The 23,920-nt window shown below is 52.4% G+C and carries 21 protein-coding genes and 1 tRNA gene; 15 read left to right on the top strand and 7 right to left on the bottom strand.

What is annotated here, in order from left to right; genetic code table 11:
- The first annotated feature begins 125 nt into the window (after positions 1–125).
- Positions 126–201 (top strand) — tRNA-Trp (locus OGV65_RS10265).
- A 99-nt stretch (positions 202–300) separates the two neighbouring features.
- Here OGV65_RS10265 and hdfR read toward each other — a convergent pair.
- Entirely contained in the window at positions 301–1,146 is an 846-nt protein-coding gene (gene hdfR, locus OGV65_RS10260) for an HTH-type transcriptional regulator HdfR (RefSeq protein ID WP_094761725.1), read from the bottom strand.
- Between the two features lie 106 nt (positions 1,147–1,252).
- Here hdfR and maoP point away from each other — a divergent pair, with 106 nt between their 5' ends.
- The gene (maoP, locus tag OGV65_RS10255) at positions 1,253–1,591 is read left to right on the top strand and encodes a macrodomain Ori organization protein MaoP (RefSeq protein ID WP_003018025.1); all 339 of its coding nucleotides are present in this window, start codon (positions 1,253–1,255) and stop codon (positions 1,589–1,591) included.
- A gap of 24 nt (positions 1,592–1,615) precedes the next feature.
- Here maoP and OGV65_RS10250 read toward each other — a convergent pair whose 3' ends face one another.
- The gene (locus tag OGV65_RS10250) at positions 1,616–3,136 is read right to left on the bottom strand and encodes a YifB family Mg chelatase-like AAA ATPase (protein WP_286454909.1); all 1,521 of its coding nucleotides are present in this window, start codon (positions 3,134–3,136) and stop codon (positions 1,616–1,618) included.
- Positions 3,137–3,489: 353 nt separating this feature from the next.
- Between OGV65_RS10250 and ilvL the strand changes: the two genes are divergently transcribed.
- The 6 genes from ilvL (at position 3,490) to ilvA (ending at position 10,138) form a co-directional block, all read left to right on the top strand.
- Positions 3,490–3,588, top strand: a complete 99-nt coding sequence (ilvL, locus tag OGV65_RS10245; RefSeq protein ID WP_001311244.1) for an ilv operon leader peptide — start codon at positions 3,490–3,492, stop codon at positions 3,586–3,588.
- 139 nt (positions 3,589–3,727) lie between these two features.
- Entirely contained in the window at positions 3,728–5,374 is a 1,647-nt protein-coding gene (gene ilvG, locus OGV65_RS10240) for an acetolactate synthase 2 catalytic subunit (RefSeq protein ID WP_235117462.1), read from the top strand.
- Positions 5,371–5,634 carry an acetolactate synthase 2 small subunit gene (gene ilvM / locus OGV65_RS10235; protein WP_003018017.1) on the top strand — a complete coding sequence of 88 codons (264 nt, stop codon included), beginning with the start codon at positions 5,371–5,373 and terminating at the stop codon, positions 5,632–5,634. Before ilvG ends, ilvM begins: the two co-directional genes overlap by 4 nt.
- Before the next feature lie 17 nt (positions 5,635–5,651).
- Entirely contained in the window at positions 5,652–6,581 is a 930-nt protein-coding gene (locus tag OGV65_RS10230) for a branched-chain amino acid transaminase (protein ID WP_003829030.1), read from the top strand.
- 156 nt (positions 6,582–6,737) lie between these two features.
- Entirely contained in the window at positions 6,738–8,588 is a 1,851-nt protein-coding gene (gene ilvD, locus OGV65_RS10225) for a dihydroxy-acid dehydratase (protein WP_049043201.1), read from the top strand.
- Between the two features lie 5 nt (positions 8,589–8,593).
- Positions 8,594–10,138, top strand: coding sequence for a threonine ammonia-lyase, biosynthetic (gene ilvA, locus OGV65_RS10220; RefSeq protein ID WP_016157833.1), 1,545 nt, complete (start codon positions 8,594–8,596; stop codon positions 10,136–10,138).
- Positions 10,139–10,201: 63 nt separating this feature from the next.
- Here the strand turns inward: ilvA and fabV are convergent, their stop codons facing one another.
- Both fabV and ilvY read right to left on the bottom strand, forming a co-directional pair.
- Positions 10,202–11,395, bottom strand: coding sequence for an enoyl-ACP reductase FabV (gene fabV, locus OGV65_RS10215; protein WP_016155101.1), 1,194 nt, complete (start codon positions 11,393–11,395; stop codon positions 10,202–10,204).
- Between the two features lie 175 nt (positions 11,396–11,570).
- Entirely contained in the window at positions 11,571–12,473 is a 903-nt protein-coding gene (ilvY, locus tag OGV65_RS10210) for an HTH-type transcriptional activator IlvY (protein ID WP_016155102.1), read from the bottom strand.
- 152 nt (positions 12,474–12,625) lie between these two features.
- Between ilvY and ilvC the strand changes: the two genes are divergently transcribed.
- Positions 12,626–14,101, top strand: a complete 1,476-nt coding sequence (ilvC, locus tag OGV65_RS10205; protein WP_003844614.1) for a ketol-acid reductoisomerase — start codon at positions 12,626–12,628, stop codon at positions 14,099–14,101.
- A gap of 54 nt (positions 14,102–14,155) precedes the next feature.
- Here ilvC and ppiC read toward each other — a convergent pair whose 3' ends face one another.
- Positions 14,156–14,437, bottom strand: a complete 282-nt coding sequence (gene ppiC / locus OGV65_RS10200) for a peptidylprolyl isomerase PpiC (RefSeq protein WP_016155104.1) — start codon at positions 14,435–14,437, stop codon at positions 14,156–14,158.
- A gap of 145 nt (positions 14,438–14,582) precedes the next feature.
- Here ppiC and rep point away from each other — a divergent pair, with 145 nt between their 5' ends.
- Positions 14,583–16,604 (top strand): DNA helicase Rep, encoded by a 2,022-nt coding sequence (gene rep, locus OGV65_RS10195; protein WP_049282712.1) that lies wholly within the window; start codon positions 14,583–14,585, stop codon positions 16,602–16,604.
- Positions 16,605–16,651: 47 nt separating this feature from the next.
- Here the strand turns inward: rep and gppA are convergent, their stop codons facing one another.
- Both gppA and rhlB read right to left on the bottom strand, forming a co-directional pair.
- Complete coding sequence (gppA, locus tag OGV65_RS10190; protein WP_181636113.1) at positions 16,652–18,136, bottom strand: guanosine-5'-triphosphate,3'-diphosphate diphosphatase; 1,485 nt, start codon at positions 18,134–18,136, stop codon at positions 16,652–16,654.
- Between the two features lie 8 nt (positions 18,137–18,144).
- On the bottom strand, positions 18,145–19,413 hold the full coding sequence (rhlB, locus tag OGV65_RS10185) for an ATP-dependent RNA helicase RhlB (protein ID WP_003829013.1): 1,269 nt from the start codon (positions 19,411–19,413) through the stop codon (positions 18,145–18,147).
- 143 nt (positions 19,414–19,556) lie between these two features.
- On the opposite strand from rhlB, the gene trxA reads away from it, so the two are divergent.
- From trxA to wzzE, 5 genes are all read left to right on the top strand, one after another.
- A complete protein-coding gene (gene trxA / locus OGV65_RS10180) occupies positions 19,557–19,886 on the top strand; it encodes a thioredoxin TrxA (RefSeq protein ID WP_001280776.1) in 330 nt (109 codons plus the stop codon).
- Between the two features lie 130 nt (positions 19,887–20,016).
- Positions 20,017–20,136, top strand: a complete 120-nt coding sequence (locus tag OGV65_RS10175) for a rho operon leader peptide (protein ID WP_049259789.1) — start codon at positions 20,017–20,019, stop codon at positions 20,134–20,136.
- Between the two features lie 87 nt (positions 20,137–20,223).
- A complete protein-coding gene (rho, locus tag OGV65_RS10170) occupies positions 20,224–21,483 on the top strand; it encodes a transcription termination factor Rho (protein ID WP_002437993.1) in 1,260 nt (419 codons plus the stop codon).
- A 249-nt stretch (positions 21,484–21,732) separates the two neighbouring features.
- Positions 21,733–22,836 (top strand): UDP-N-acetylglucosamine--undecaprenyl-phosphate N-acetylglucosaminephosphotransferase, encoded by a 1,104-nt coding sequence (gene wecA, locus OGV65_RS10165; RefSeq protein ID WP_053389656.1) that lies wholly within the window; start codon positions 21,733–21,735, stop codon positions 22,834–22,836.
- A 12-nt stretch (positions 22,837–22,848) separates the two neighbouring features.
- Positions 22,849–23,895, top strand: a complete 1,047-nt coding sequence (wzzE, locus tag OGV65_RS10160) for an ECA polysaccharide chain length modulation protein (RefSeq protein WP_016155108.1) — start codon at positions 22,849–22,851, stop codon at positions 23,893–23,895.
- The last annotated feature ends 25 nt before the right edge of the window (positions 23,896–23,920 follow it).

Here is a 23,920-nt window from a genome sequence, read left to right as displayed (position 1 = left end):
CGGTAGTTCAGTTGGTTAGAATACCTGCCTGTCACGCAGGGGGTCGCGGGTTCGAGTCCCGTCCGTTCCGCCACTTATTAGAATATTAAGCCTGCTACCAAGCAGGCTTAATGATAAGAAAATTTAGGGGCGTAGCTCAGTTGGTAGAGCACCGGTCTCCAAAACCGGGTGTCGCGAGTTCGAGTCTCTCCGCCCCTGCCAGAAATAATCCTTAGCATTTTTGCTAAGGATTTTTTTTACCTGCAATTTGAATTGTGCCTTCCTGCTGTTTTACTCCCGGCATCCTTGCCTATATTTTCTTTAATTTTCCAGAATATTTGTTCTCAGCAGATCGCAAATTAGTCCATTTTTATCGCTGTTTTGCAGCCAAACTGCATATAAAGGACGTGAAAGCGTTGTACTGTCGGTAACCGTATGGAGATCGCTTTTGGTTTTGGCCCAGTTGACGGGAAGCCAGCTAAAGCCCTTAATCACTGAAAGTTGCTGCCTGGCCAATTCTGCCGAACTGGTGGTGAGTACCGGCACTTCATCTCCCGCTATTAGTCCCGCTTCGTGTTGTTGAAAATCGGGTCCCCATTCCAGGCGTAAATAATTCAGCTCATCTTTGGTTTGCGACGGAGAGCTGCAATAGAGCGCCAGCGTGAAATATCCCAACAGTTGGCTGCTAAATTCGTCCATTTTGGGTGTTTCGGTAGTAATCAGTAGATCAAGCTGTCGTTCATGAAGCTGTTTTACTAACGATTGGCGTTGAGCGATCCTCGCTTCAAACTGCAGGCTGGATTGTGGCTCCTGAGATTGATACAAACGCTTCAACCAGTCATTAAGCATGCACTCCCAGAGAGATGCGCTGGCACCGATAGAAAACTCGTTATGCCGCGAGGTATTCGCGACTTCCTTACGTGCTGCCTGCCACGTATTCATCAACGTTTCGGCGTAAGGCAATAATTTTTCACCTGCAGCGGTTAAACGGATATTGTTTCTGTGTCGGGTGAACAGGTTTACACCCAATTGATTTTCCAGTTGTCTGATCCGGAAACTAACCGCTGATTGGGTCAGGTAGAGTGCTTCAGCAGCCCTGCCAAAGTGGCGTGTCCGGCTAACTTCCAGGAAAGTTTTTAACAATTCCGTATCCACAACTCGCTCCATAAAATTATTTGTCGTTATGATTTAAATCTTTTGTTTGACGCTCTGTCAAGCGTAACTAATACTCCGCGCCATAAATAGCTCGGCCAAAGAATTAGGAGCGTGCAGGATGGCGGAAAGCTTTACGACGACTAATCGATATTTCGATAATAAATATTATCCCCGCGGATTCTCCCGTCATGGTGATTTCACCATTAAAGAAGCACAACTGCTTGAGCGTCACGGTTATGCTTTCAACGAGCTGGATCTGGGCAAGCGTGAGCCGGTAACTGAAGAAGAAAAACTGTTTGTTGCGGTATGCCGTGGTGAACGTGAGCCGGTTACCGAAGCTGAACGTGTGTGGTCTAAATATATGACGCGTATTAAGCGTCCAAAACGCTTCCACACCTTATCGGGTGGGAAACCTCAGGTGGAAGGCGCAGAAGACTACACCGAATCTGATGATTAATAAAAAAGGGCGAAAGCCCTTTTTTTATGTCAGTAGTTTCTGCAGATGAATGAGTAACCTGTCTATCGCTCGGTACCCAACGGCCTCCTGTAAATGTTGGCGAGAGATGTGATCACATAGTTCGATATCCGCAATCGTTCGAGCGACCTTAATCAGGCGTAGCCAGGCGCGGATAGACAATCCGAGATGAGCGAGCGTTTCTTCAAGCCACTGTGCATCGTCGCTACGCAGCAGGCAGTATTTATGGATATCCTGACTGTCCAGATGTGCGTTTAATTTATTTTGCCGCTGATACTGACGCTCTCGCGCTGCCATAACACGTTGCTTCACCGTTGCGCTATTTTCCCCTTTCATCGCGCTCTGGCTGAGTATACCGGGCGGAGGTAAGGGAATTTCGAGGGAGAGGTCGAAGCGGTCAAGAAATGGACCTGACAATCGATTTAGGTAGCGCAGCGTCTGTTCTGGGGTACAGCGGTTATGGTTCCCCTGATAATGGCCCGTCGGGCTTGGATTCATCGCAGCTATGAGTTGAAAGCGTGCGGGATAGGTTATTTTTGCTCTGGTGCGGGATAGATGGATCTGCCCGGACTCGATGGGTTCGCGCAGTGCATCCAGCGTGCGCCGCTCAAACTCGGGTAGTTCATCCAGAAACAGTATGCCGTTGTGCGCCAAAGAGATCTCTCCTGGCGCAGGAATAGAGCCTCCACCGACCATGGCGGTTAATGAAGCACTGTGATGTGGCGAGCGAAAAGGGCGTTGCTTCCACTGTTTTTGTATCGTGTCGGAATGGATCAGACTGAGTATCGCGGCACTTTCCAGCGCTTCATCGTTGCTAAGTGGAGGGAGCAGCCCTCTGAGTCGACTGGCTAGCATAGTCTTTCCCGTACCCGGCGGGCCGATGAGCAAGAGGTTGTGGCCGCCTGCTGCGGTAAGCTCCAGCCCGCGTTTACCCTGTTCCTGGCCGATAACATCGCTCAGATCATCAGCTAATGCGTTAGGCGTAAAATCTGCGGATGGTGGCCTGTCTAAATCATGCTTACCTTCGAGAAATGCGCATACGGTCTGCAGGTGATCGGCGATCAGGCACCCTTCGCCGTGTATCAGTCCAACTTCAGCGGCATTCTCTTTTGCGACAATAATTCGCCTGCCTGCACGAATGGCCTCGGTTGCGCTTGATATCGCGCCGGGAACGCCGCGTAGCGCGCCTGTAAGCGCTAATTCACCTACCAGCTCGTAGGTGTCGAGATTGTTGGATGTAAGCTGCTCAGAAGCGGCCAGAAGCGCAACAGCGATAGGTAAATCATATCGCCCCCCTTCTTTCGGGAGATCGGCCGGAGCGAGGTTTATAGTTATCTTCTTTGCTGGGAATTCATAACCGCTATTAATAATCGCACTGCGTACCCGATCGCGAGCCTCTTTCACCGTCGTTTCGGGCAGCCCCACCATGGTTAAACCAGGCAGGCCGTTGCTGATATGTACCTCGATGGTAATGGCTGGCGCATTCACGCCTAGCGCGGCGCGTGTGTGAACAATCGATAGTGACATAATTCCTCCTGATAAAAGTATTATGTCGTAATACATCGCGGCAAGATTTCATATAATTACGGTTTTTAGATGCTGATTCCCGTATTTTTGCGCAACGTATAACTGCTTGCATTAAGCTTGGAATGACGCCCGCAAATGCTTTTGAATGGTGTTTGTATTGGGGATCGGGTTACCGAGGATCGCCTGAAGCGTGAAATATTTTCATTTTTGATTTTTTTGTATAAAAAACAACGGTATTTATCTAAACCGTTAACGACGTCAGAAAAACGAATAAAAAAATATCTTGTGTCATTTGCAAATTCTATGGTAACTCTTTAGGTATTCCTTCGAACAAGATGCAAGAAAATACAAAAATGACAGCCCTTCTACGAGTGATTAGCCTGGTCGTGATTAGCGTGGTGGTGATTATTATCCCACCGTGCGGGGCTGCACTTGGACGAGGAAAGGCTTAGAAAACAAGCCTTAACGAACTAAGACCCCCGCACCGAAAGGTCCGGGGGTTTTTTTTGACCTTAAAAACATACACGAGGAGCAGAAAGTGAACGGTAGCATAAAATTCTGTTTCTCTAGATTTACGGCGGGGATGTAACTATGAATGGGGCACAGTGGGTGGTACATGCGTTGCGTGCACAAGGGGTTCAAACCGTCTTTGGTTATCCTGGTGGCGCAATTATGCCGGTTTACGATGCGTTGTATGACGGCGGCGTAGAGCACCTGTTGTGCCGACACGAGCAGGGTGCGGCAATGGCGGCGATTGGCTATGCCCGTGCGACCGGTAAAACCGGCGTTTGTATCGCTACCTCCGGCCCTGGCGCAACCAACCTGATCACGGGCCTTGCCGATGCGCTGTTAGATTCTGTTCCAGTGGTGGCGATCACCGGTCAGGTGGCATCACCTTTCATCGGAACGGATGCGTTCCAGGAAGTGGACGTGCTGGGGATGTCTCTGTCCTGCACCAAACACAGCTTCCTGGTACAGTCACTCGAAGAACTGCCGCGTATCATGGCTGAGGCTTTCGCCGTGGCGAATTCCGGTCGTCCGGGTCCGGTTCTGGTTGATATCCCGAAAGACATCCAATTAGCCAGCGGTTCGCTGGAGCCATATTTTACGACCGTCGAAAACGTAGAGACGTTTCCGCACGCTGACGTTGAGCAGGCACGTAATATGCTGGCGCAGGCACAAAAACCCATCCTGTACGTAGGTGGTGGCGTAGGTATGGCGCAGGCGGTCCCGGCCCTGCGTGAATTTATCGCGGTAACCCAAATGCCGGTCGCCTGCACGCTGAAAGGTCTGGGCGCAGTAGATGCTGACTACCCGTACTATTTGGGCATGTTGGGAATGCACGGTACTAAAGCCGCGAATTTCGCGGTGCAAGAGTGCGATTTACTGATTGCGGTTGGCGCACGTTTTGATGACCGGGTGACTGGCAAGCTGAATACCTTCGCACCGAACGCCAGCGTAATCCACATGGATATCGACCCAGCGGAAATGAACAAACTGCGCCAGGCACACGTGGCGCTGCAGGGGGATTTAAATTCTCTTCTGCCAGCATTACAGCAATTGATGAAGATTGACGAATGGCGTCAGCACAGCGCTGAACTGCGCGCAGAACATACCTGGCGCTACGACCATCCGGGGGAAGCTATCTATGCGCCACTGTTGTTAAAGCAGTTATCCGATCGCAAACCTGCGGATAGCGTAGTGACAACGGATGTGGGCCAGCATCAGATGTGGTCGGCACAGCATATGACCTACACTCGCCCTGAAAACTTCATCACGTCGAGCGGTCTGGGGACGATGGGCTTTGGCCTGCCAGCAGCGGTTGGCGCGCAGGTTGCTCGTCCGAATGATACGGTAATCTGTATCTCCGGTGACGGTTCCTTCATGATGAATGTACAGGAATTGGGCACCGTAAAACGCAAGCAGTTGCCGCTGAAGATAGTTTTACTCGACAACCAGCGGTTAGGCATGGTGCGACAATGGCAGCAGCTGTTTTTCCAGGAACGTTATAGCGAAACCACCCTTACCGATAACCCCGATTTCCTCATGTTGGCCAGAGCCTTCGGCATTCCTGGTCAACACATCACCCGTAAAGACCAGGTTGAAGCGGCACTCGACACCATGCTGAACAGCGAGGGGCCATACTTGCTTCATGTCTCAATCGACGAACTTGAGAATGTCTGGCCTCTGGTGCCACCTGGCGCCAGTAACTCAGAAATGCTGGAGAAATTATCATGATGCAACATCAGGTCGCCGTTGAGGCTCGTTTCAATCCGGAAACGTTAGAACGTGTTTTACGCGTGGTACGTCATCGTGGTTTTCAGGTGTGCTCCATGAATATGGAAGCCGCCAGCGATGCGCAGAATATAAATATCGAATTGACCGTTGCCAGCCCCCGGTCGGTCGACTTACTGTTTAGTCAGTTAAGTAAACTGGTAGATGTTGCACATGTTGCTATCTGCCAGAGCACAACCACATCACAACAAATCCGCGCCTGAGCGCAAAAGGAAGAAAAATGACGACGAAAAAAGCTGATTACATTTGGTCTAATGGCGAGATGATTCGTTGGGAAGACGCGAAGGTCCACGTGATGTCCCACGCGCTGCACTACGGTACTTCTGTATTTGAAGGGATCCGTTGCTACGATTCTCACAAAGGGCCGGTAGTGTTCCGTCATCGCGAACATATGCAGCGTCTGCGTGATTCAGCCAAGATCTATCGTTTTCCCGTTTCTCAGAGCGTTGATGAGCTGATGGAAGCTTGCCGTGAGGTGATTCGTAAAAACAACCTGACCAGCGCCTATATCCGTCCGCTGGTGTTTGTTGGCGACGTAGGGATGGGCGTTAACCCGCCTGCGGGATACACCACTGATGTGATAATCGCCGCGTTCCCATGGGGGGCTTACCTCGGTGCTGAAGCGCTGGAGCAGGGGATCGACGCGATGGTTTCTTCCTGGAACCGCGTTGCGCCGAACACGATTCCTACCGCTGCTAAAGCAGGTGGTAACTATCTGTCTTCGCTGCTGGTGGGTAGTGAAGCGCGTCGTCATGGCTACCAGGAAGGCATTGCGCTGGATGTGAATGGCTACATCTCCGAAGGCGCGGGCGAAAACCTGTTTGAAGTAAAAGACGGCATTCTGTTTACCCCGCCGTTTACCTCTTCCGCGCTGCCGGGTATCACCCGTGACGCGATCATTAAGTTGGCGAAAGATCTCGATATCGAAGTGCGTGAGCAGGTGCTGTCTCGTGAATCGCTGTACCTGGCCGACGAAGTGTTCATGTCCGGTACCGCGGCCGAAATCACCCCAGTACGCAGCGTCGATGGTATTCAGGTGGGCGAAGGCCGCTGCGGTCCGGTCACCAAACGCATCCAGCAGGCTTTCTTTGGCCTCTTCACCGGTGAAACGGAAGATAAATACGGCTGGTTGGATTCAGTAAACCAATAACAAAATTAATATTTCCCCAAAATAGTTCACGTTGCAGGAACACGGCAACGCAGCGAGCCCCAGGAGCTTACTTTAGTAGGTGACTGGGGGGAGCGAGGCAGCCCTCAGCTGCGGCGTGAAATATGCAGGGGAAAGACAGACGGGAGTTAATCAAGCATGCCTAAGTATCGTTCTGCTACCACCACCCACGGCCGCAATATGGCGGGTGCCCGCGCACTGTGGCGCGCCACCGGGATGACCGATGATGACTTCGGTAAACCGATTATCGCTGTGGTGAACTCCTTTACCCAGTTTGTGCCGGGCCACGTCCACCTGCGCGATCTCGGTAAGCTGGTTGCCGAACAAATCGAAGCCTCAGGCGGCGTGGCGAAAGAGTTCAACACCATCGCCGTGGATGATGGTATCGCCATGGGTCATGGCGGCATGCTTTATTCACTGCCGTCGCGTGAGCTGATCGCCGATTCAGTGGAATATATGGTTAACGCCCACTGCGCCGATGCGATGGTCTGCATCTCTAACTGCGATAAAATCACCCCCGGGATGTTAATGGCCTCTCTGCGGCTAAACATTCCGGTGATCTTTGTTTCCGGCGGCCCAATGGAAGCCGGGAAAACCAAGCTCTCTGACCAAATCATCAAGCTTGATCTGGTTGATGCGATGATTCAGGGCGCAGACCCGAAAGTCTCAGACTCGCAGAGCGAGCAGGTTGAACGTTCGGCCTGTCCGACCTGCGGCTCGTGCTCCGGGATGTTCACCGCCAACTCGATGAACTGCCTGACCGAAGCGCTGGGTCTGTCGCAGCCGGGTAACGGTTCGCTGTTGGCGACTCACGCCGACCGTAAAGAGCTGTTCCTCAACGCAGGTAAACGCATCGTTGAGCTGACCAAACGCTACTACGAGCAGGATGACGCTTCAGCCCTGCCGCGCAACATTGCCAGCAAGGCGGCGTTTGAGAACGCCATGACGCTGGATATTGCGATGGGCGGTTCCACCAACACCGTTCTGCACCTGCTGGCGGCCGCGCAGGAAGCGGAAATCGACTTCACCATGAGTGATATTGATAAGTTATCCCGCAAAGTCCCGCAACTGTGTAAAGTTGCGCCGAGTACGCAGAAATACCATATGGAAGACGTGCACCGCGCGGGCGGCGTACTGGGTATTTTAGGCGAGCTGGATCGCGCCGGTCTACTGAACCGCAACGTGAAAAACGTGCTGGGACTGACTCTGCCGCAAACGCTCGATAGTTATGACGTCATGCTGACCAAAGACGACGCGGTGAAAAAAATGTTCCGCGCAGGTCCGGCTGGCATCCGTACCACCCAGGCGTTCTCGCAGGATTGTCGTTGGGACACCCTGGATGATGACCGCGCAGAAGGTTGCATTCGCTCGTTGGAACATGCTTACAGCAAAGACGGCGGCCTGGCAGTCCTGTACGGTAACTTCGCGGAAAACGGCTGTATCGTAAAAACTGCTGGTGTGGATGACAGCATCCTGAAATTCACCGGCCCGGCAAAAGTGTATGAAAGCCAGGACGATGCGGTTGAAGCTATCCTCGGCGGTAAAGTGGTTGCCGGCGACGTGGTGGTGATTCGCTACGAAGGGCCGAAGGGCGGGCCAGGCATGCAGGAAATGCTCTACCCAACCACCTTCCTGAAATCTATGGGTCTCGGTAAGGCCTGCGCGCTGATTACCGACGGTCGTTTCTCTGGCGGTACTTCGGGGCTTTCCATTGGTCACGTTTCTCCTGAAGCGGCCAGCGGCGGTAATATCGCAATTATCGAAGATGGCGACATGATTGCTATCGATATCCCGAATCGTGGCATTCAACTGCAACTGAGCGATGCGGAAATCGCTGCGCGCCGTGAAGCGCAAGAAGCTCGTGGTGACAAAGCCTGGACGCCAAAAGATCGTCAGCGTCAGGTCTCCTTTGCGCTGCGCGCTTACGCCAGCCTGGCAACCAGCGCCGACAAAGGTGCGGTGCGCGATAAGTCGAAACTAGGGGGATAATGACCATGGCGGATTCTCAACCCCTGTCCGGCGCTCCAGAAGGCGCCGAGTACCTCAGAGCAGTGCTGCGTGCGCCGGTATACGAAGCGGCGCAGGTCACACCGCTACAAAAAATGGAAAAACTCTCTTCGCGCCTCGACAACGTGATCCTGGTGAAGCGCGAAGACCGTCAACCCGTTCACAGCTTCAAGCTGCGCGGTGCCTATGCCATGATGGCCGGTCTGACCGAAGAGCAAAAAGCGCATGGCGTAATCACCGCATCGGCGGGTAATCATGCTCAGGGTGTAGCTTTCTCTTCTGCGCGATTAGGCGTGAAGGCGCTGATTGTCATGCCTACGGCTACCGCCGATATCAAAGTCGATGCCGTTCGCGGTTTCGGTGGTGAAGTACTGTTACACGGCGCGAATTTTGATGAAGCCAAAGCCAAAGCGATTGAGCTGTCGCAGCAGCAGGGTTTTACCTGGGTTCCTCCGTTCGACCATCCGATGGTGATTGCCGGGCAGGGCACACTGGCACTGGAGTTATTGCAGCAGGATGCCCACCTTGATCGTGTATTCGTGCCGGTGGGCGGTGGCGGATTAGCGGCAGGCGTGGCGGTGCTGATCAAGCAGTTGATGCCGCAGATCAAAGTGATTGCCGTTGAAGCTGAAGACTCAGCCTGCCTGAAAGCGGCGCTGGATGCCGGTCAACCGGTCGATCTTCCGCGTGTTGGCCTCTTTGCTGAAGGCGTGGCGGTGAAACGTATCGGCGACGAAACCTTCCGTTTGTGCCAGGAGTATCTCGACGACATCATCACTGTCGATAGCGACGCTATCTGCGCGGCAATGAAAGATCTGTTCGAGGATGTGCGCGCGGTGGCTGAACCATCCGGTGCGCTGGCGCTGGCGGGGATGAAAAAGTACATTGCCCAGCACAATATTCGCGGCGAACGTCTGGCGCATATCCTTTCCGGCGCTAACGTTAACTTCCATGGCCTGCGCTACGTTTCCGAACGTTGCGAGCTGGGCGAACAGCGCGAAGCGTTGCTGGCAGTAACTATTCCGGAAGAAAAGGGTAGCTTCCTGAAGTTTTGCCAGCTGTTGGGAGGACGCTCGGTTACCGAGTTTAACTACCGATTTGCTGATGCGAAAGACGCCTGTATTTTTGTTGGCGTCCGTCTGAGCCGTGGGCTGGAAGAGCGTAAGGAAATCCTCCAGTTGCTTAATGAGGGCGGCTACAGCGTAGTGGATTTGTCCGACGACGAAATGGCGAAGCTGCACGTGCGCTACATGGTCGGTGGGCGCCCGTCGAAACCCTTGCAGGAGCGGCTGTACAGCTTCGAATTCCCGGAATCTCCGGGGGCGTTGCTCAAATTCCTGCATACCCTGGGGACGCACTGGAATATTTCGTTGTTCCACTATCGTAGTCACGGAACCGATTATGGTCGCGTACTGGCGGCGTTTGAGTTGGGTGAGCACGAGCCTGATTTCGAAACGCGACTGAACGAACTAGGTTATGACTGTCATGATGAAACGCATAACCCGGCGTTCAGGTTCTTCCTGGCGGGTTAGTGGTAGCCATTAAAAAAGGGTTCATGTAAAAACATGAACCCTTTTTGCAACTGTATCAGCAGATTACAGCGTGATGACTTCGAATTCGACTTCGGTGTTTACATCCGCATCGTAATCCACTTCGTCGAGACCAAAACCGAACAGATTCAGGAATTCCTGCTTGTATCCTGCATAGTCCGTTTTTTGCGCCAGGTTTTCGGTGGTGATCAGCGGCCACAGATCGCGGCATGCCTGCTGAATGTCTTCACGCAGTTCCCAGTCATCCATACGGATACGCTGGTTGTCATCAAGCGCCACTTTATCGCCGTACAGGCTGGTGGTCATCAGACGGTTGATCTGCTCGATGCAGCCTTCATGAATGCCCTGTTCTTTCATCAGCTTGAAGACCATGGAGATGTACAGCGGCATCACCGGAATCGCAGAAGAGGCCTGCGTGATAACGGATTTCAGTACAGCAACGTTAGCGGAACCGTTCAGCGGAGCCAGTTGATTACGCAGCGCGCCTGCCGCGCGGTCGAGATCTTCTTTTGCTTTGCCCAGCGCGCCGTGCCAGTAGATTGGCCAGGTCAGGTCAGTACCGATGTAGGAGTAGGCAACGGTTTTCACGCCGTCAGCCAGCACGCCTGCTTCACTCAGCGCGCCCATCCACAGTTCCCAGTCTTCGCCGCCCATAACGGTGACGGTGTTCTGAACTTCTTCTTCGGTTGCCGGCTCAATGCTGGCGGTTATGATCTGATCTTTGTTGGTATCGATCGCTTTAGAGGTATAAACCTCACCGATTGGCTTCAGCGCAGAACGGACGATTTCACCGGTTTTCGGCATTTTACGTACCGGAGATGCCAGTGAGTAAACCACCAGGTCAATCTGACCCAGGTCTTCTTTGATCAGTTTGATAACTTCGTCGCGACACTCGTCGGAGAACGCGTCGCCGTTGATGCTTTTGGAATACAGACCTTCGCGTTTTGCGGCCTCATCGAAGGCTGCAGAGTTATACCAGCCCGCGGAACCTGGCTTGGTTTCCGTGCCTGGTTTTTCGAAAAATACGCCGATAGTGGCGGCTCCGCTGCCAAACGCGGCGGAAATTCTGGAAGCAAGGCCGTAACCGGTGGAAGCACCGATGACCAGCACGCGGGAAGGGCCGTTAGCGATTTTCCCGTTTTTCTTCACATAATCGATCTGTTTTTCCACATTGACTTTGCAGCCAGTCGGATGGGTCGTTGTACAGATGAATCCACGAATTTTTGGTTTGATTATCATAATGATGGCTAATTAAGTTTGTATTTTCGCTGTCAAGTGCGCAATGACACCGTCTGTTCTGGCTTGCTAAACGTGATGGTTAACAAGCCCCCCACATCTATTATGGCACGGGACATTATACAGAAAAGGAGTGCCAATACTGAATCTACCACTGATTTTAGGCCTGACGCTGGTACTACTCGGCGGATTTGCGCTCCAGAACAATCTTCCAGAACGCGTCGATCAGCGGCTCATGCAGCCGTTTTTTCGGCGCGCAGACGCCTAGCTCGAACGGTGTTTTTTCGTCGCTGCGTTCTAAAATCATCACGCGATTCCGTACCGGCTCCGGGCTGTTTTCCAGCACCACTTCCGGCAGCAGCGCCACACCGCAGCCCAGCGCCACCATCGAGACCATCGCTTCGTGCCCCCCGACCGTGGCGTAAATCGATGGGTTGCTGATTTTGTGACGGCGGAACCACAACTCGATGCGGCGGCGTACCGGCCCCTGGTCGGCCATGATAAACGGCACCGTCGACCAGTCCGGCTTATCGACCGAAACCTGATTCCGTACCGGGCAAGGCAATGCTGGTGCGATCAACACTACCGTTAAATTCTCCAGCATCGAGAATGCTACTGCGCCGGGCAGCGTCTCCGGCTTACCCGCTATTGCCAGATCGGCCTCTCCGGTGACCACTTTGTCCATTGCGTCAGCGGCATCGCCGGTGGTGAGCTTAATTTCAACCGAGGGGTGCTCGGCGCGAAAGCGGTCGAGAATTGGCGGCAGGTGGCTGTAGGCGGCGGTAACCGAGCAGAAGATATGCAGCTCGCCCGACAGCGACGGTCCCTGCTGATCGAGGGTGTGGCGCAATTGTTGATACTGCAACAGCGTCTGCTGGGCAAACACTCGCAGCTCTTCGCCTGCTTCGGTCAGCGTGACCGTACGGTTATCGCGCACAAACAGCGCCTGGCCGAGATCTTCTTCCAGCCGTTGGATCTGGCGTGAGAGTGTGGAGGGGCTGACGTGCATTGCCCGCGCACTGCGGCCAAAGTGGCGGCTTTCCGCCAGATGCAGGAACATTTTCAGATCGCGTAAATCCACGGACGAGCCTCCGATTTTCTACGTTGCAGATATTGCAATGTGATGTTGTGAATATATCAATTTCCGCAATAAATTTCCTGTTGTAATGTGGGTTCATTCTCGCTGAAACGCGAACCGAACAATAAGACAGTACAACATCACGAGGTATCACCATGGCTAACTACTTTAATACACTGAACCTGCGCCAGCAGCTGGCGCAGCTGGGCAAATGTCGCTTTATGGGGCGCGACGAATTCGCCGATGGCGCAAGCTACCTTCAGGGTAAAAAAGTGGTCATCGTCGGGTGCGGTGCTCAGGGGCTTAACCAAGGCCTGAACATGCGCGACTCCGGTTTGGATATCTCCTACGCCCTGCGTAAAGAAGCGATTGCTGAGAAGCGCGCTTCCTGGCGCAAAGCGACCGAAAATGGCTTCAAAGTAGGTACCTACGAAGAGCTGATCCCGCAGGCTGATCTGGTGGTTAACCTGACCCCGGACAAACAGCACTCCGACGTTGTACGTTCCGTACAGCCGCTGATGAAAGACGGCGCGGCGCTGGGCTACTCCCACGGTTTCAACATCGTCGAAGTGGGCGAGCAGATCCGTAAAGATATCACTGTGGTGATGGTTGCGCCGAAGTGTCCGGGTACCGAAGTGCGTGAAGAGTACAAACGTGGTTTTGGTGTTCCCACCCTGATCGCCGTTCACCCGGAAAACGATCCGAAAGGCGAAGGCATGGCGATTGCCAAAGCATGGGCTGCGGCCACTGGCGGTCACCGTGCAGGCGTGCTGGAATCGTCCTTCGTTGCGGAAGTGAAATCTGACCTGATGGGCGAGCAGACAATTCTGTGCGGTATGCTGCAGGCAGGCTCTCTGCTGTGCTTCGACAAGCTGGTGGAAGAGGGTACTGACCCGGCTTACGCCGAAAAACTGATTCAGTTCGGCTGGGAAACCATCACCGAAGCGCTGAAGCAGGGCGGTATCACCCTGATGATGGATCGTCTGTCTAACCCAGCGAAACTGCGTGCTTATGCGCTGTCCGAACAGCTGAAAGAGATCATGGCGCCGCTGTTCCAGAAACACATGGATGACATCATCTCCGGCGAATTCTCTTCAGGCATGATGGCTGACTGGGCCAACGACGATAAGAAACTGCTGACCTGGCGTGAAGAGACCGGCAAAACCGCGTTCGAAACCGCGCCGCAGTTTGAAGGTAAAATTGGCGAGCAGGAGTACTTCGATAAAGGCGTGCTGATGATCGCGATGGTGAAGGCTGGCGTTGAGCTGGCGTTTGAAACCATGGTGGATTCCGGCATCATCGAAGAGTCTGCTTACTACGAATCACTGCACGAACTGCCGCTGATCGCGAACACCATCGCCCGTAAGCGCCTGTACGAAATGAACGTTGTCATTTCCGATACCGCAGAATACGGTAACTACCTGTTCTCTTACGCGTGCGTACCGCTGCTGAAAGAGTTCATGACTACCCTGCAAACCGGGGATCTGGGCAAAGCGATTGCCGAAGGTGCGGTAGACAACGCGCAGCTGCGCGACGTAAACGATGCTATTCGCAGCCATGCTATCGAGAAAGTGGGCCAGAAACTGCGTGGCTATATGACTGATATGAAACGTATTGCTGTAGCTGGCTAAGAGGCTGCAATTCGGCAAAAAAAAGCCCGGTGGTTGAACACACCGGGCTTTTTATTAGTTACGGTACAGCACTTTAATGATGTGATAACCGAACTGAGTGTGCAGTGGGCCGGTTGGCTCCAGCACCGGGCAGGAGAACACCACTTTATCAAACGCCGGAACCATCTGGCCCTGACGGAATTCGCCTAAATCGCCGCCGCGTTTGCCCGACGGGCAGATAGAGTGTTTCTTCGCCAGTTTACCAAAATCGGCGCCATTTTTGATTTGTTCCAGAAGATCGAGAGCCAGTTTCTCTTCTTTAACAAGGATATGCACTGCTGATGCTGTTTTTGCCATGGTTTGTGCTCTGAGTTGAGTGATAAATCAGGGCGCAATAGTAGCATGTAATCCATGGTCTTCGGCGATGGGCTATGACCGATCCCCCTGGCGTCACTTTCTGCTACAATCCACATCCCCGTGTTTACAGATTGAGCAATCCTCTATGCGTTTGAACCCCGGACAACAACAAGCCGTCGAATTCGTCACCGGACCTTGCCTGGTGCTGGCGGGAGCGGGTTCCGGTAAGACGCGTGTTATCACAAACAAAATCGCACATCTGATCCGTGAATGTGGCTATCAGGCACGACATATTGCGGCAGTAACCTTTACCAATAAGGCTGCGCGCGAGATGAAAGAGCGTGTGGCGCAAACGTTGGGTCGTAAAGAAGCGCGCGGGTTGATGATCTCTACTTTCCACACTCTGGGACTGGATGTCATTAAGCGTGAATACGCCGCGCTAGGGATGAAGTCGAACTTCTCGTTGTTTGATGATACTGACCAGGTGGCCCTGCTTAAGGAATTGACCGAAGGGCTAATTGAAGACGATAAACTTATCCTTCAACAGTTGATTTCAACGATCTCCAACTGGAAAAACGATCTGATGACCCCAGCGCAGGCGGCAGCCAGTGCAAAGGGTGAACGCGATCGTATTTTTGCCCACTGCTATGGTTTGTATGACGCGCATATGAAGGCGTGTAACGTCCTCGATTTTGACGATCTGATCCTGCTCCCCACGCTGCTGTTGCAGCGCAATGAAGAAGTACGTGAGCGTTGGCAAAATCGAATCCGCTACCTGCTGGTGGATGAATATCAGGATACCAACACCAGCCAGTACGAGTTGGTGAAGTTGCTGGTGGGGAAACGCGCGCGCTTTACCGTCGTGGGTGATGACGATCAGTCGATCTACTCCTGGCGCGGTGCACGTCCGCAGAACCTGGTACTGTTAAGCAAAGATTTTCCGGCGCTGCAGGTGGTGAAGCTGGAGCAAAACTATCGCTCATCAGGGCGTATCCTGAAGGCGGCGAACATCCTTATTGCTAACAACCCACACGTCTTTGAAAAACGGCTATTTTCTGAGCTGGGCTACGGCGCTGAGCTGAAGGTGTTGAGTGCGAATAATGAAGAGCACGAAGCAGAACGCGTGACCGGGGAACTGATTGCCCATCACTTTGTGAACAAGACGCAGTATAAAGACTACGCCATCCTGTATCGCGGTAATCATCAGTCGCGAGTGTTCGAAAAGTTTCTGATGCAGAACCGCATCCCATACAAAATTTCCGGCGGGACGTCGTTCTTCTCGCGTCCGGAGATTAAAGATTTGCTGGCCTATCTGCGCGTGCTCAGCAACCCGGATGATGACAGTGCATTTTTGCGCATCGTAAACACCCCTAAGCGTGAAATCGGTCCGGCCACGCTGCAAAAGTTGGGGGAATGGGCGATGACGCGTAATAAAAGCCTGTTTACCGCCAGCTTTGATATGGGACTTAGCCAGACGCTAACCGGGCGTGGATATGATTCTCTGACCCGTTTTACGCACTGGCTGGGTGACATTCAACGTCTGGCGGAGCGCGAGCCGGTTGCCGCCGTACGCGATCTGATCCACGGCATTGATTACGAATCCTGGCTGTATGAAACCTCGCCGAGCCCGAAAGCGGCCGAAATGCGTATGAAAAACGTCAACACGCTGTTCAGCTGGATGACGGAGATGCTGGAAGGTAGTGAGCTGGAAGAGCCAATGACCCTGACTCAGGTCGTTACCCGCTTTACCCTGCGCGACATGATGGAGCGCGGAGAGAGCGAAGAAGAGTTGGATCAGGTGCAGTTGATGACGCTGCATGCTTCAAAAGGACTGGAGTTCCCGTACGTATTTATGGTGGGAATGGAAGAAGGATTTTTGCCGCACCAGAGCAGCATCGATGAAGATAACATCGACGAAGAGCGTCGTCTGGCTTACGTCGGGATTACACGTGCGCAGAAAGAACTTATCTTCACGCTGTGTAAAGAGCGCCGCCAGTACGGTGAACTGGTTCGACCGGAACCGAGCCGTTTCCTGTTGGAACTACCACAAGATGACGTTATCTGGGAACAGGAGCGTAAAGTGGTGAGTGCCGAGGAGCGGATGCAAAAAGGGCAGGCCAGCATTGCCAATATTCGGGCGATGATGGCGAAAGCCAAAGAGAAATAGGTATTTTGTAGGCCGGATAAGCGTAAGCGCTATCCGGCAGCCAGCATCTAATGCACTTCCAGCGGCCAGTGGACATAGCTTTGCCACTGTATTTCCTGATCGATTAACTCTGTACCTAATGGATGATGTTCCAGCCAGCCTTCCGGTAGCGTTAACGTCAGATTCTCATCCTGAGCTTGCAGGGTGATATGTGGCACTAAATCGTCGCGACGGCGAGCGGCGAAAATGATCGCCAGGCGTAGCAAACGGCAAAGGTGCTCAGCGATGCGTGGTGGCACAGCGTTTTGCTGGTGGAGTGAAGAGAGATCGACCGGATTAGTTTGGTTGAGCAACAGCGTGGCTAACAGTTTTTTCTGCGCGGGAGTAAAGCCCGGGAGATCGAGATTACGTACCAGCCAGGCGGCATGCAGTGGCGCCTGCTTATATTCTACGCTCAGTCCTATTTCATGCAACTGACAGGCACTTTGCAGCAGTTCACGACAAATGGCTTCAAGATGCCACTCATCTTTCACCTGTTCGAGTAAATGTACAGCCAATTGCGTGACGCGATTCGCCTGATCGGTGTCGACCATAAATCGACGCTGAATATTACGCAGCGTACGGCTGCGAATGTCCTGATCAACCGGCAAGTGCAGCATTCCGTAGACCAGACCTTCGCGTAGTGCGCCGCCGGCCAGTGTCATGCATTGAATATTCAGTTCGGTGAAAATGGCGATCAGAATGGCCAGTCCGCTGGGAAAAACCAGTGCGCGTTCCAGCGTTAACCCTTCTATTTCCAGCTCTTCCAGACGACCACAATGAATGGCGCGCTGTTTAAGCTGCTGAAGCTTGGCCAACGTAATGCGCTCATCCATGCCTTGCGCCATCATGATTTCCTGTAACGCCTGGACGGTGCCAGAGGCACCAACGCAAACTTTCCAGCCATGAAAACGCAGTTTGTCGGCGACCGGGCGCAGAACTTCGCGAGCCGCTTTCTCTGCTTCGTCAAAGTTTTCCTGTGCCAGATTACGATTGGTGAAATACCTTTCGAGCCAGGTGACGCAGCCCATTGACAGGCTGAACAGAGAGGTGGTTTGCGCGCCGGAGCCGGTAACCAGTTCAGTACTGGCACCGCCAATATCAACGACCAGACGCTGATCGGCGCCGCCGGTGGTGTGGGCAACACCTTGATAAATCAGCCGCGCTTCTTCTTCGCCGCTGATGACCTGGACAGGACAGCCGAGGATCTCTTGCGCTTTGGCGATAAACTCATCGGCGTTTACCGCGATGCGTAATGTTGCCGTGGCGACCACGCGGATTTGCGGCTGAGGGATATCCTGCAGACGTTCAGCAAACAGGCGCAGGCATTGCCAGCCGCGCTCCATAGCTTCAGCGGAAAGAACGTTGTCGCTGTTGAGGCCAGCGGCCAGACGCACCTTGCGTTTAATACGCGTGAGTGTCTGAATGCTTCCCGCCACCTCGCGTACAACCAGCATATGAAAACTATTCGAGCCTAAATCAATTGCGGCGTACAGCGAAGTGGTTGTGAGCATATCTAACGTTAACCTGAACGACGACGATTACGCGGAGCACCACCGGTACGGCGTGGGCCATTGCCTGTGCGCGGACGCGTTAAGCGTAACGGCTTCGGCAGATCGGTCATCAGCGCATCCGGGTTGTACTTGCTGACCGGGATCGAGTGACCGATATAGGTCTCGATTGCTGGTAAATTCAGCGCGTATTCTTCACAGGCCAGGCTGATAGAGTGACCGCTTGCACCGGCGCGACCGGTACGACCGATACGGTGAACGTAATCTTCACAGTCATCCGGCAGGTCATAGTTAAATACGTGCGTTACGGCTGGGATATGCAGACCACGCGCGGCGACATCCGTCGCAACGAGAATGTCGAGATCGCCACGGGTGAACTCATCAAGGATACGCAGACGTTTTTTCTGCGCCACGTCACCGGTCAGCAGACCGACGCGATGACCGTCAGCGGCAAGACTACCCCAGATATCTTCACAACGATGCTTGGTGTTAGCAAAGACGATGGCGCGATCTGGCCACTCTTCTTCAATCAGCGTTTGCAGCAAACGCATTTTCTCTTCGTTGGAAGGATAGAAGAGCTCTTCTTTAATACGGTGACCTGTCTTCTGTTCCGGTTCGACTTCAACGTACTCGGCGTTATTCATCTGTTCGAACGCCAGTTCGCGAACGCGGTAAGAGAGGGTTGCAGAAAACAGCATGTTCAGACGTTGGGTGGTTGGCGGCATACGACGGAACAGCCAACGGATATCTTTGATAAAGCCCAGATCGTACATACGATCGGCTTCATCCAGCACCACGACCTGAATCGCGCCCAGGTTAATGTGGTTCTGTTTTGCATAGTCGATGAGACGACCGGTCGTGCCGATAAGAATATCGACGCCGCTTTCCAGCACTTTCAGCTGTTTGTCGTAACCGTCGCCGCCATAAGCCAGGCCTAATTTCAAACCGGTGGTCTGTGCCAGCGGCTCGGCGTCAGCGTGGATCTGCACGGCTAACTCACGCGTTGGCGCCATAATTAACGCACGCGGTTGGTTCACCTTGCGATCGGCAATCGCGGGATGAGAGAGAAGATAATGAAACGTTGACGTCAGGAACGCCATCGTTTTTCCGGTACCGGTTTGCGCCTGCCCTGCAACATCACGACCTGCCAGCGTTAGCGGCAGCGCGAGGGCCTGAATGGGCGTGCAGTTATGAAAGCCTTTATTTTCAAGGGCTTCTATCACCTTTGGGTGCAGGGCGAAGTCGGAAAACTTCTGTTCTGTTAAATGTGTTTTGCTCATAGTGTGGTAGAATATCAGCTTACTATTGCTTTACGAAAGCGTATCCGGTGAAATAAAGTCAACCTTTAGTTGGTTAATGCTACATCAACACGTCGTTGATTAAGAGTACACCAACGCACCAGGCTTATTCCTGTGGAGTTAATATGAGCGATAAAATTATTCACCTGACTGACGACAGTTTTGACACGGATGTACTCAAAGCGGACGGAGCTATCCTCGTTGATTTCTGGGCAGAGTGGTGCGGTCCGTGCAAAATGATCGCTCCAATTCTGGATGAAATCGCTGACGAATATCAGGGCAAATTGACGGTTGCTAAACTGAACATTGACCAAAACCCAGGCACCGCGCCGAAGTATGGTATCCGTGGCATCCCGACCCTGCTGCTGTTTAAAAACGGCGAAGTTGCGGCGACTAAAGTCGGCGCGCTATCCAAAGGTCAGTTGAAAGAATTCCTCGACGCTAATTTAGCGTAAGGAAGTCTCATGATCGGGCGACCATACTTCGAAATGATTCGGATGACTGGACGCCCGACTTGAGTCGTGCTAAGTTAGTGTTGACTTCGTATTAAACATACCTTATTAAGTTTGAATCTAGTTATATCCAATACTTCCCGTTGTTTCTCGCGCGAGAAGTGGACAGATTCCTGGCTTGTCACTCAATCCGTCTTGTCGTTTCAGTTCTGCGTACTTTCCTGTGACCAGACAGCGAACAGACATGAGTTGATGGCCGTAAACAGGCATGGATGACCCTGCCATACCATTCACAACATTAAGTTCGAGATTTACCCCAAGTTTAAGAACTCACACCATTATGAATCTTACCGAATTAAAGAATACGCCGGTTTCTGAGCTGATCACTCTCGGCGAAAATATGGGCCTTGAAAACCTGGCTCGTATGCGCAAGCAGGACATTATTTTTGCCATCCTGAAGCAGCACGCAAAGAGTGGCGAAGATATCTTTGGTGACGGTGTGCTGGAGATATTGCAGGATGGATTTGGTTTCCTCCGCTCTGCAGACAGCTCCTACCTCGCCGGTCCTGATGACATCTACGTTTCTCCCAGCCAAATCCGCCGTTTCAACCTCCGCACTGGTGATACCATCTCTGGTAAGATTCGCCCGCCGAAAGAAGGTGAACGCTACTTTGCGCTGTTGAAAGTTAACGAAGTTAACTACGACAAACCAGAAAACGCCCGTAACAAAATCCTCTTTGAGAACTTAACACCGCTGCACGCAAACTCTCGTCTGCGTATGGAACGTGGTAACGGTTCTACTGAAGACTTAACGGCGCGTGTACTGGATTTGGCATCACCGATCGGTCGTGGCCAACGTGGTCTGATTGTTGCTCCGCCGAAAGCAGGTAAAACCATGCTGCTGCAGAACATCGCGCAGAGCATTGCTTACAACCATCCGGACTGCGTGCTGATGGTGCTGCTGATTGACGAACGTCCGGAAGAAGTTACCGAGATGCAGCGTCTGGTGAAAGGTGAAGTGGTTGCGTCTACCTTTGACGAACCAGCCTCCCGCCACGTTCAGGTTGCGGAAATGGTTATCGAGAAGGCGAAACGTCTGGTTGAACACAAGAAAGACGTTATCATTCTGCTCGATTCCATCACCCGTCTGGCGCGTGCTTACAACACCGTGGTTCCGGCTTCCGGTAAAGTTTTGACCGGTGGTGTTGATGCCAACGCCTTGCATCGTCCGAAGCGTTTCTTCGGTGCGGCGCGTAACGTGGAAGAGGGCGGTAGCCTGACCATCATCGCGACTGCGCTGATCGATACCGGCTCTAAAATGGATGAAGTTATCTACGAAGAGTTTAAAGGTACCGGCAACATGGAACTGCATCTCTCTCGTAAGATTGCTGAAAAACGCGTCTTCCCGGCTATCGACTACAACCGTTCCGGTACCCGTAAAGAAGAGCTGCTCACCACCCAGGAAGAGCTGCAGAAAATGTGGATCCTGCGCAAAATCATCCATCCGATGGGTGAAATTGATGCCATGGAATTCCTCATTAACAAGCTGGCGATGACCAAGACTAATGACGACTTCTTCGACATGATGAAACGTTCGTAATTCAGGTCTCATCCGAAAACGCCACGTTTTTACGTGGCGTTTTGCTTTTGTGGCTGTAATCTTAACGACACAATAACGATAATACGGTATGACATACCGCATGGCGAAGAAGGGTTGAAATTCGTATTTTGTGGTTGCTAATCATATAGAACCACCTGATATGGAGCTGATATTGAGTCGGGTTTCTCTTCTGAATAATTGGCTGGATGGTTATACTTCGTGTATTGATATTCTCTGAGAGCATGTATAGTGAATTTATTGACAGCAAGTACTGATCTCATCAGTATTTTTTTATTCACAACGCTGTTTCTTTTCTTTGCCCGCAAGGTCGCGAAAAAGATTGGATTGGTGGATAAACCCAACTTCCGCAAACGTCATCAGGGACTGATTCCGCTGGTTGGGGGGATTTCGGTTTACGCAGGCATTTGCTTTACGTTTCTTATCGCCGATTACTATATCCCGCATGCTACTCTCTACCTGGGTTGTGCTGGTGTACTGGTGTTTATAGGTGCCCTGGACGATCGTTTTGATATCAGTGTAAAAATCCGCGCAACCATCCAGGCCCTTATCGGCATCATTATGATGACGGTGGGTAAACTCTATCTGCTAAGCCTTGGCTATATTTTCGGCCCCTGGGAGATGGTGCTCGGTCCTTTTGGATATTTCCTTACCCTGTTTGCCGTCTGGGCGGCAATAAACGCCTTCAATATGGTGGATGGGATTGATGGTCTGTTGGGTGGATTATCTAGCGTGTCATTCGCCGCTATGGGGCTTATCCTGTGGTTCGATGGTCAAACAAGCCTGGCCATCTGGTGTTTTGCCATGATCGCCGCCATTCTGCCTTACATCCTGCTGAATCTGGGTATTCTCGGACGCCGCTATAAAGTTTTTATGGGGGATGCGGGCAGTACGCTGATTGGCTTCACGGTGATTTGGATCCTGCTGGAGACTACCCAGGGGCCAACGCATCCTATCAGCCCGGTCACCGCTTTGTGGATTATTGCCATTCCGTTAATGGATATGGTGGCAATTATGTATCGTCGCTTACGCAAGGGCATGAGCCCTTTCTCCCCGGATCGCCAACATATTCACCATTTAATCATGCGCGCCGGATTTACCTCCCGACAGGCTTTTGTCCTGATTACCCTGGCTGCAGCTATTCTGGCATCTATTGGCGTGCTGGCTGAATATTCTCGCATTGTCCCGGAGTGGGTGATGTTGGTGTTTTTTTTACTGGCGTTTGTCTTGTACGACATCTGTATTAAACGGGCCTGGAAGGTAGCGAGATTTATCAAACGTTTGAAGCGCAAGTTGCGTAGAAACCGTGAAAGTAAACCAGACTTAACCAAATAAATTGAGGGTACGATGAGACAACCATTACCGGGGGAAGATGCCGTGAGCGCTGAAAATGAACTGGATATCCGTGGGTTGTTTCGTACCTTGTGGTCAGGGAAGGTGTGGATCGTCGGTATGGCTCTCGCCTTCGCGATAGCGGCCCTCGCCTATACATTTTTTGCGCGTCAGGAGTGGAGCGCCACGGCGATTACGGACAGGCCAACGGTCAATATGTTGGGTGGCTTTTACTCTCAACAGCAGTTTTTACGCAACCTGGATATTAAGGCCAGTCTTGCGTCCACGGACCAACCGTCAGTAATGGATGAGGCCTATAAAGAATTCATTATGCAGCTTGCCTCCTGGGATACACGCCGAGAATTCTGGCAGCAGACTGATTACTATAAGCAGCGTATGGTCGGTAATAGCAAAGCCGATGCGGCGATGCTGGATGAACTGATCAATAACATTCAGTTTTTGCCTGGCGATGCGCTGCGTAATACCAATGACAGCGTGAAGCTGATTGCCGAGACGGCTCCTGATGCCAACAATTTGCTGCGCCAGTACGTCGCGTTTGCCAGCCAACGCGCGGCACGTCATCTGAACGATGAGTTAAAAGGCGCATGGGCTGCACGCACTGTGCAGATGAAAGCGCAGGTTAAACGTCAGGAAGAAGTGGCAAAATCCATTTTCTCTCGCCGCGTCCACAGCATTGAACAAGCGCTTAAAATTGCTGAGCAGCATAATATTTCGCGTACTTCCACAGATGTTCCAGCTGATGAATTGCCGGATTCAGAATTGTTCTTACTCGGACGTCCTATGTTGCAGGCGCGACTCGAGAATCTGCAGTCAATTGGTCCGGATTTCGATCTGGACTATTTCCAGAACAGGGCAATGCTGAACACCCTGAACGTTGGACCAACTTTAGATCCGCGTTTTCAGACCTATCGTTATTTGAGAACGCCGGAAGAGCCGGTAAAACGTGACAGCCCTCGTCGCGCCTTCCTGATGATTATGTGGGGTATCGTTGGGGCTCTGATCGGTGCTGGTGTCGCGTTAACCCGTCGCCGTACGATTTAGCAATGCCGTTGCAGTGAGGGGCTGG

Origin of the sequence: Citrobacter sp. Cb004 (assembly GCF_030337065.1) — a bacterium.
In the GTDB taxonomy this organism is placed as follows: Bacteria; Pseudomonadota; Gammaproteobacteria; order Enterobacterales; family Enterobacteriaceae; genus Citrobacter; species Citrobacter braakii.
The sequence above is the reverse complement of the archived record's forward strand: the minus strand, read 5'-3'. Positions and strand labels throughout refer to the sequence as shown.

Coding starts and splice junctions, on each gene's coding strand:
- rho (WP_002437993.1), top strand. CDS start 20,224: ATGAATCTTACCGAATTAAAGAATACGCCGGTTTCTGAGCTGATCACT.
- OGV65_RS10230 (WP_003829030.1), top strand. CDS start 5,652: ATGACGACGAAAAAAGCTGATTACATTTGGTCTAATGGCGAGATGATT.
- ilvM (WP_003018017.1), top strand. CDS start 5,371: ATGATGCAACATCAGGTCGCCGTTGAGGCTCGTTTCAATCCGGAAACG.
- ilvG (WP_235117462.1), top strand. CDS start 3,728: ATGAATGGGGCACAGTGGGTGGTACATGCGTTGCGTGCACAAGGGGTT.
- fabV (WP_016155101.1), bottom strand. CDS start 11,395: ATGATAATCAAACCAAAAATTCGTGGATTCATCTGTACAACGACCCAT.
- hdfR (WP_094761725.1), bottom strand. CDS start 1,146: ATGGAGCGAGTTGTGGATACGGAATTGTTAAAAACTTTCCTGGAAGTT.
- rhlB (WP_003829013.1), bottom strand. CDS start 19,413: ATGAGCAAAACACATTTAACAGAACAGAAGTTTTCCGACTTCGCCCTG.
- OGV65_RS10250 (WP_286454909.1), bottom strand. CDS start 3,136: ATGTCACTATCGATTGTTCACACACGCGCCGCGCTAGGCGTGAATGCG.
- maoP (WP_003018025.1), top strand. CDS start 1,253: ATGGCGGAAAGCTTTACGACGACTAATCGATATTTCGATAATAAATAT.
- rep (WP_049282712.1), top strand. CDS start 14,583: ATGCGTTTGAACCCCGGACAACAACAAGCCGTCGAATTCGTCACCGGA.
- ppiC (WP_016155104.1), bottom strand. CDS start 14,437: ATGGCAAAAACAGCATCAGCAGTGCATATCCTTGTTAAAGAAGAGAAA.
- wzzE (WP_016155108.1), top strand. CDS start 22,849: ATGAGACAACCATTACCGGGGGAAGATGCCGTGAGCGCTGAAAATGAA.
- ilvD (WP_049043201.1), top strand. CDS start 6,738: ATGCCTAAGTATCGTTCTGCTACCACCACCCACGGCCGCAATATGGCG.
- trxA (WP_001280776.1), top strand. CDS start 19,557: ATGAGCGATAAAATTATTCACCTGACTGACGACAGTTTTGACACGGAT.
- gppA (WP_181636113.1), bottom strand. CDS start 18,136: ATGCTCACAACCACTTCGCTGTACGCCGCAATTGATTTAGGCTCGAAT.
- ilvC (WP_003844614.1), top strand. CDS start 12,626: ATGGCTAACTACTTTAATACACTGAACCTGCGCCAGCAGCTGGCGCAG.
- ilvA (WP_016157833.1), top strand. CDS start 8,594: ATGGCGGATTCTCAACCCCTGTCCGGCGCTCCAGAAGGCGCCGAGTAC.
- ilvL (WP_001311244.1), top strand. CDS start 3,490: ATGACAGCCCTTCTACGAGTGATTAGCCTGGTCGTGATTAGCGTGGTG.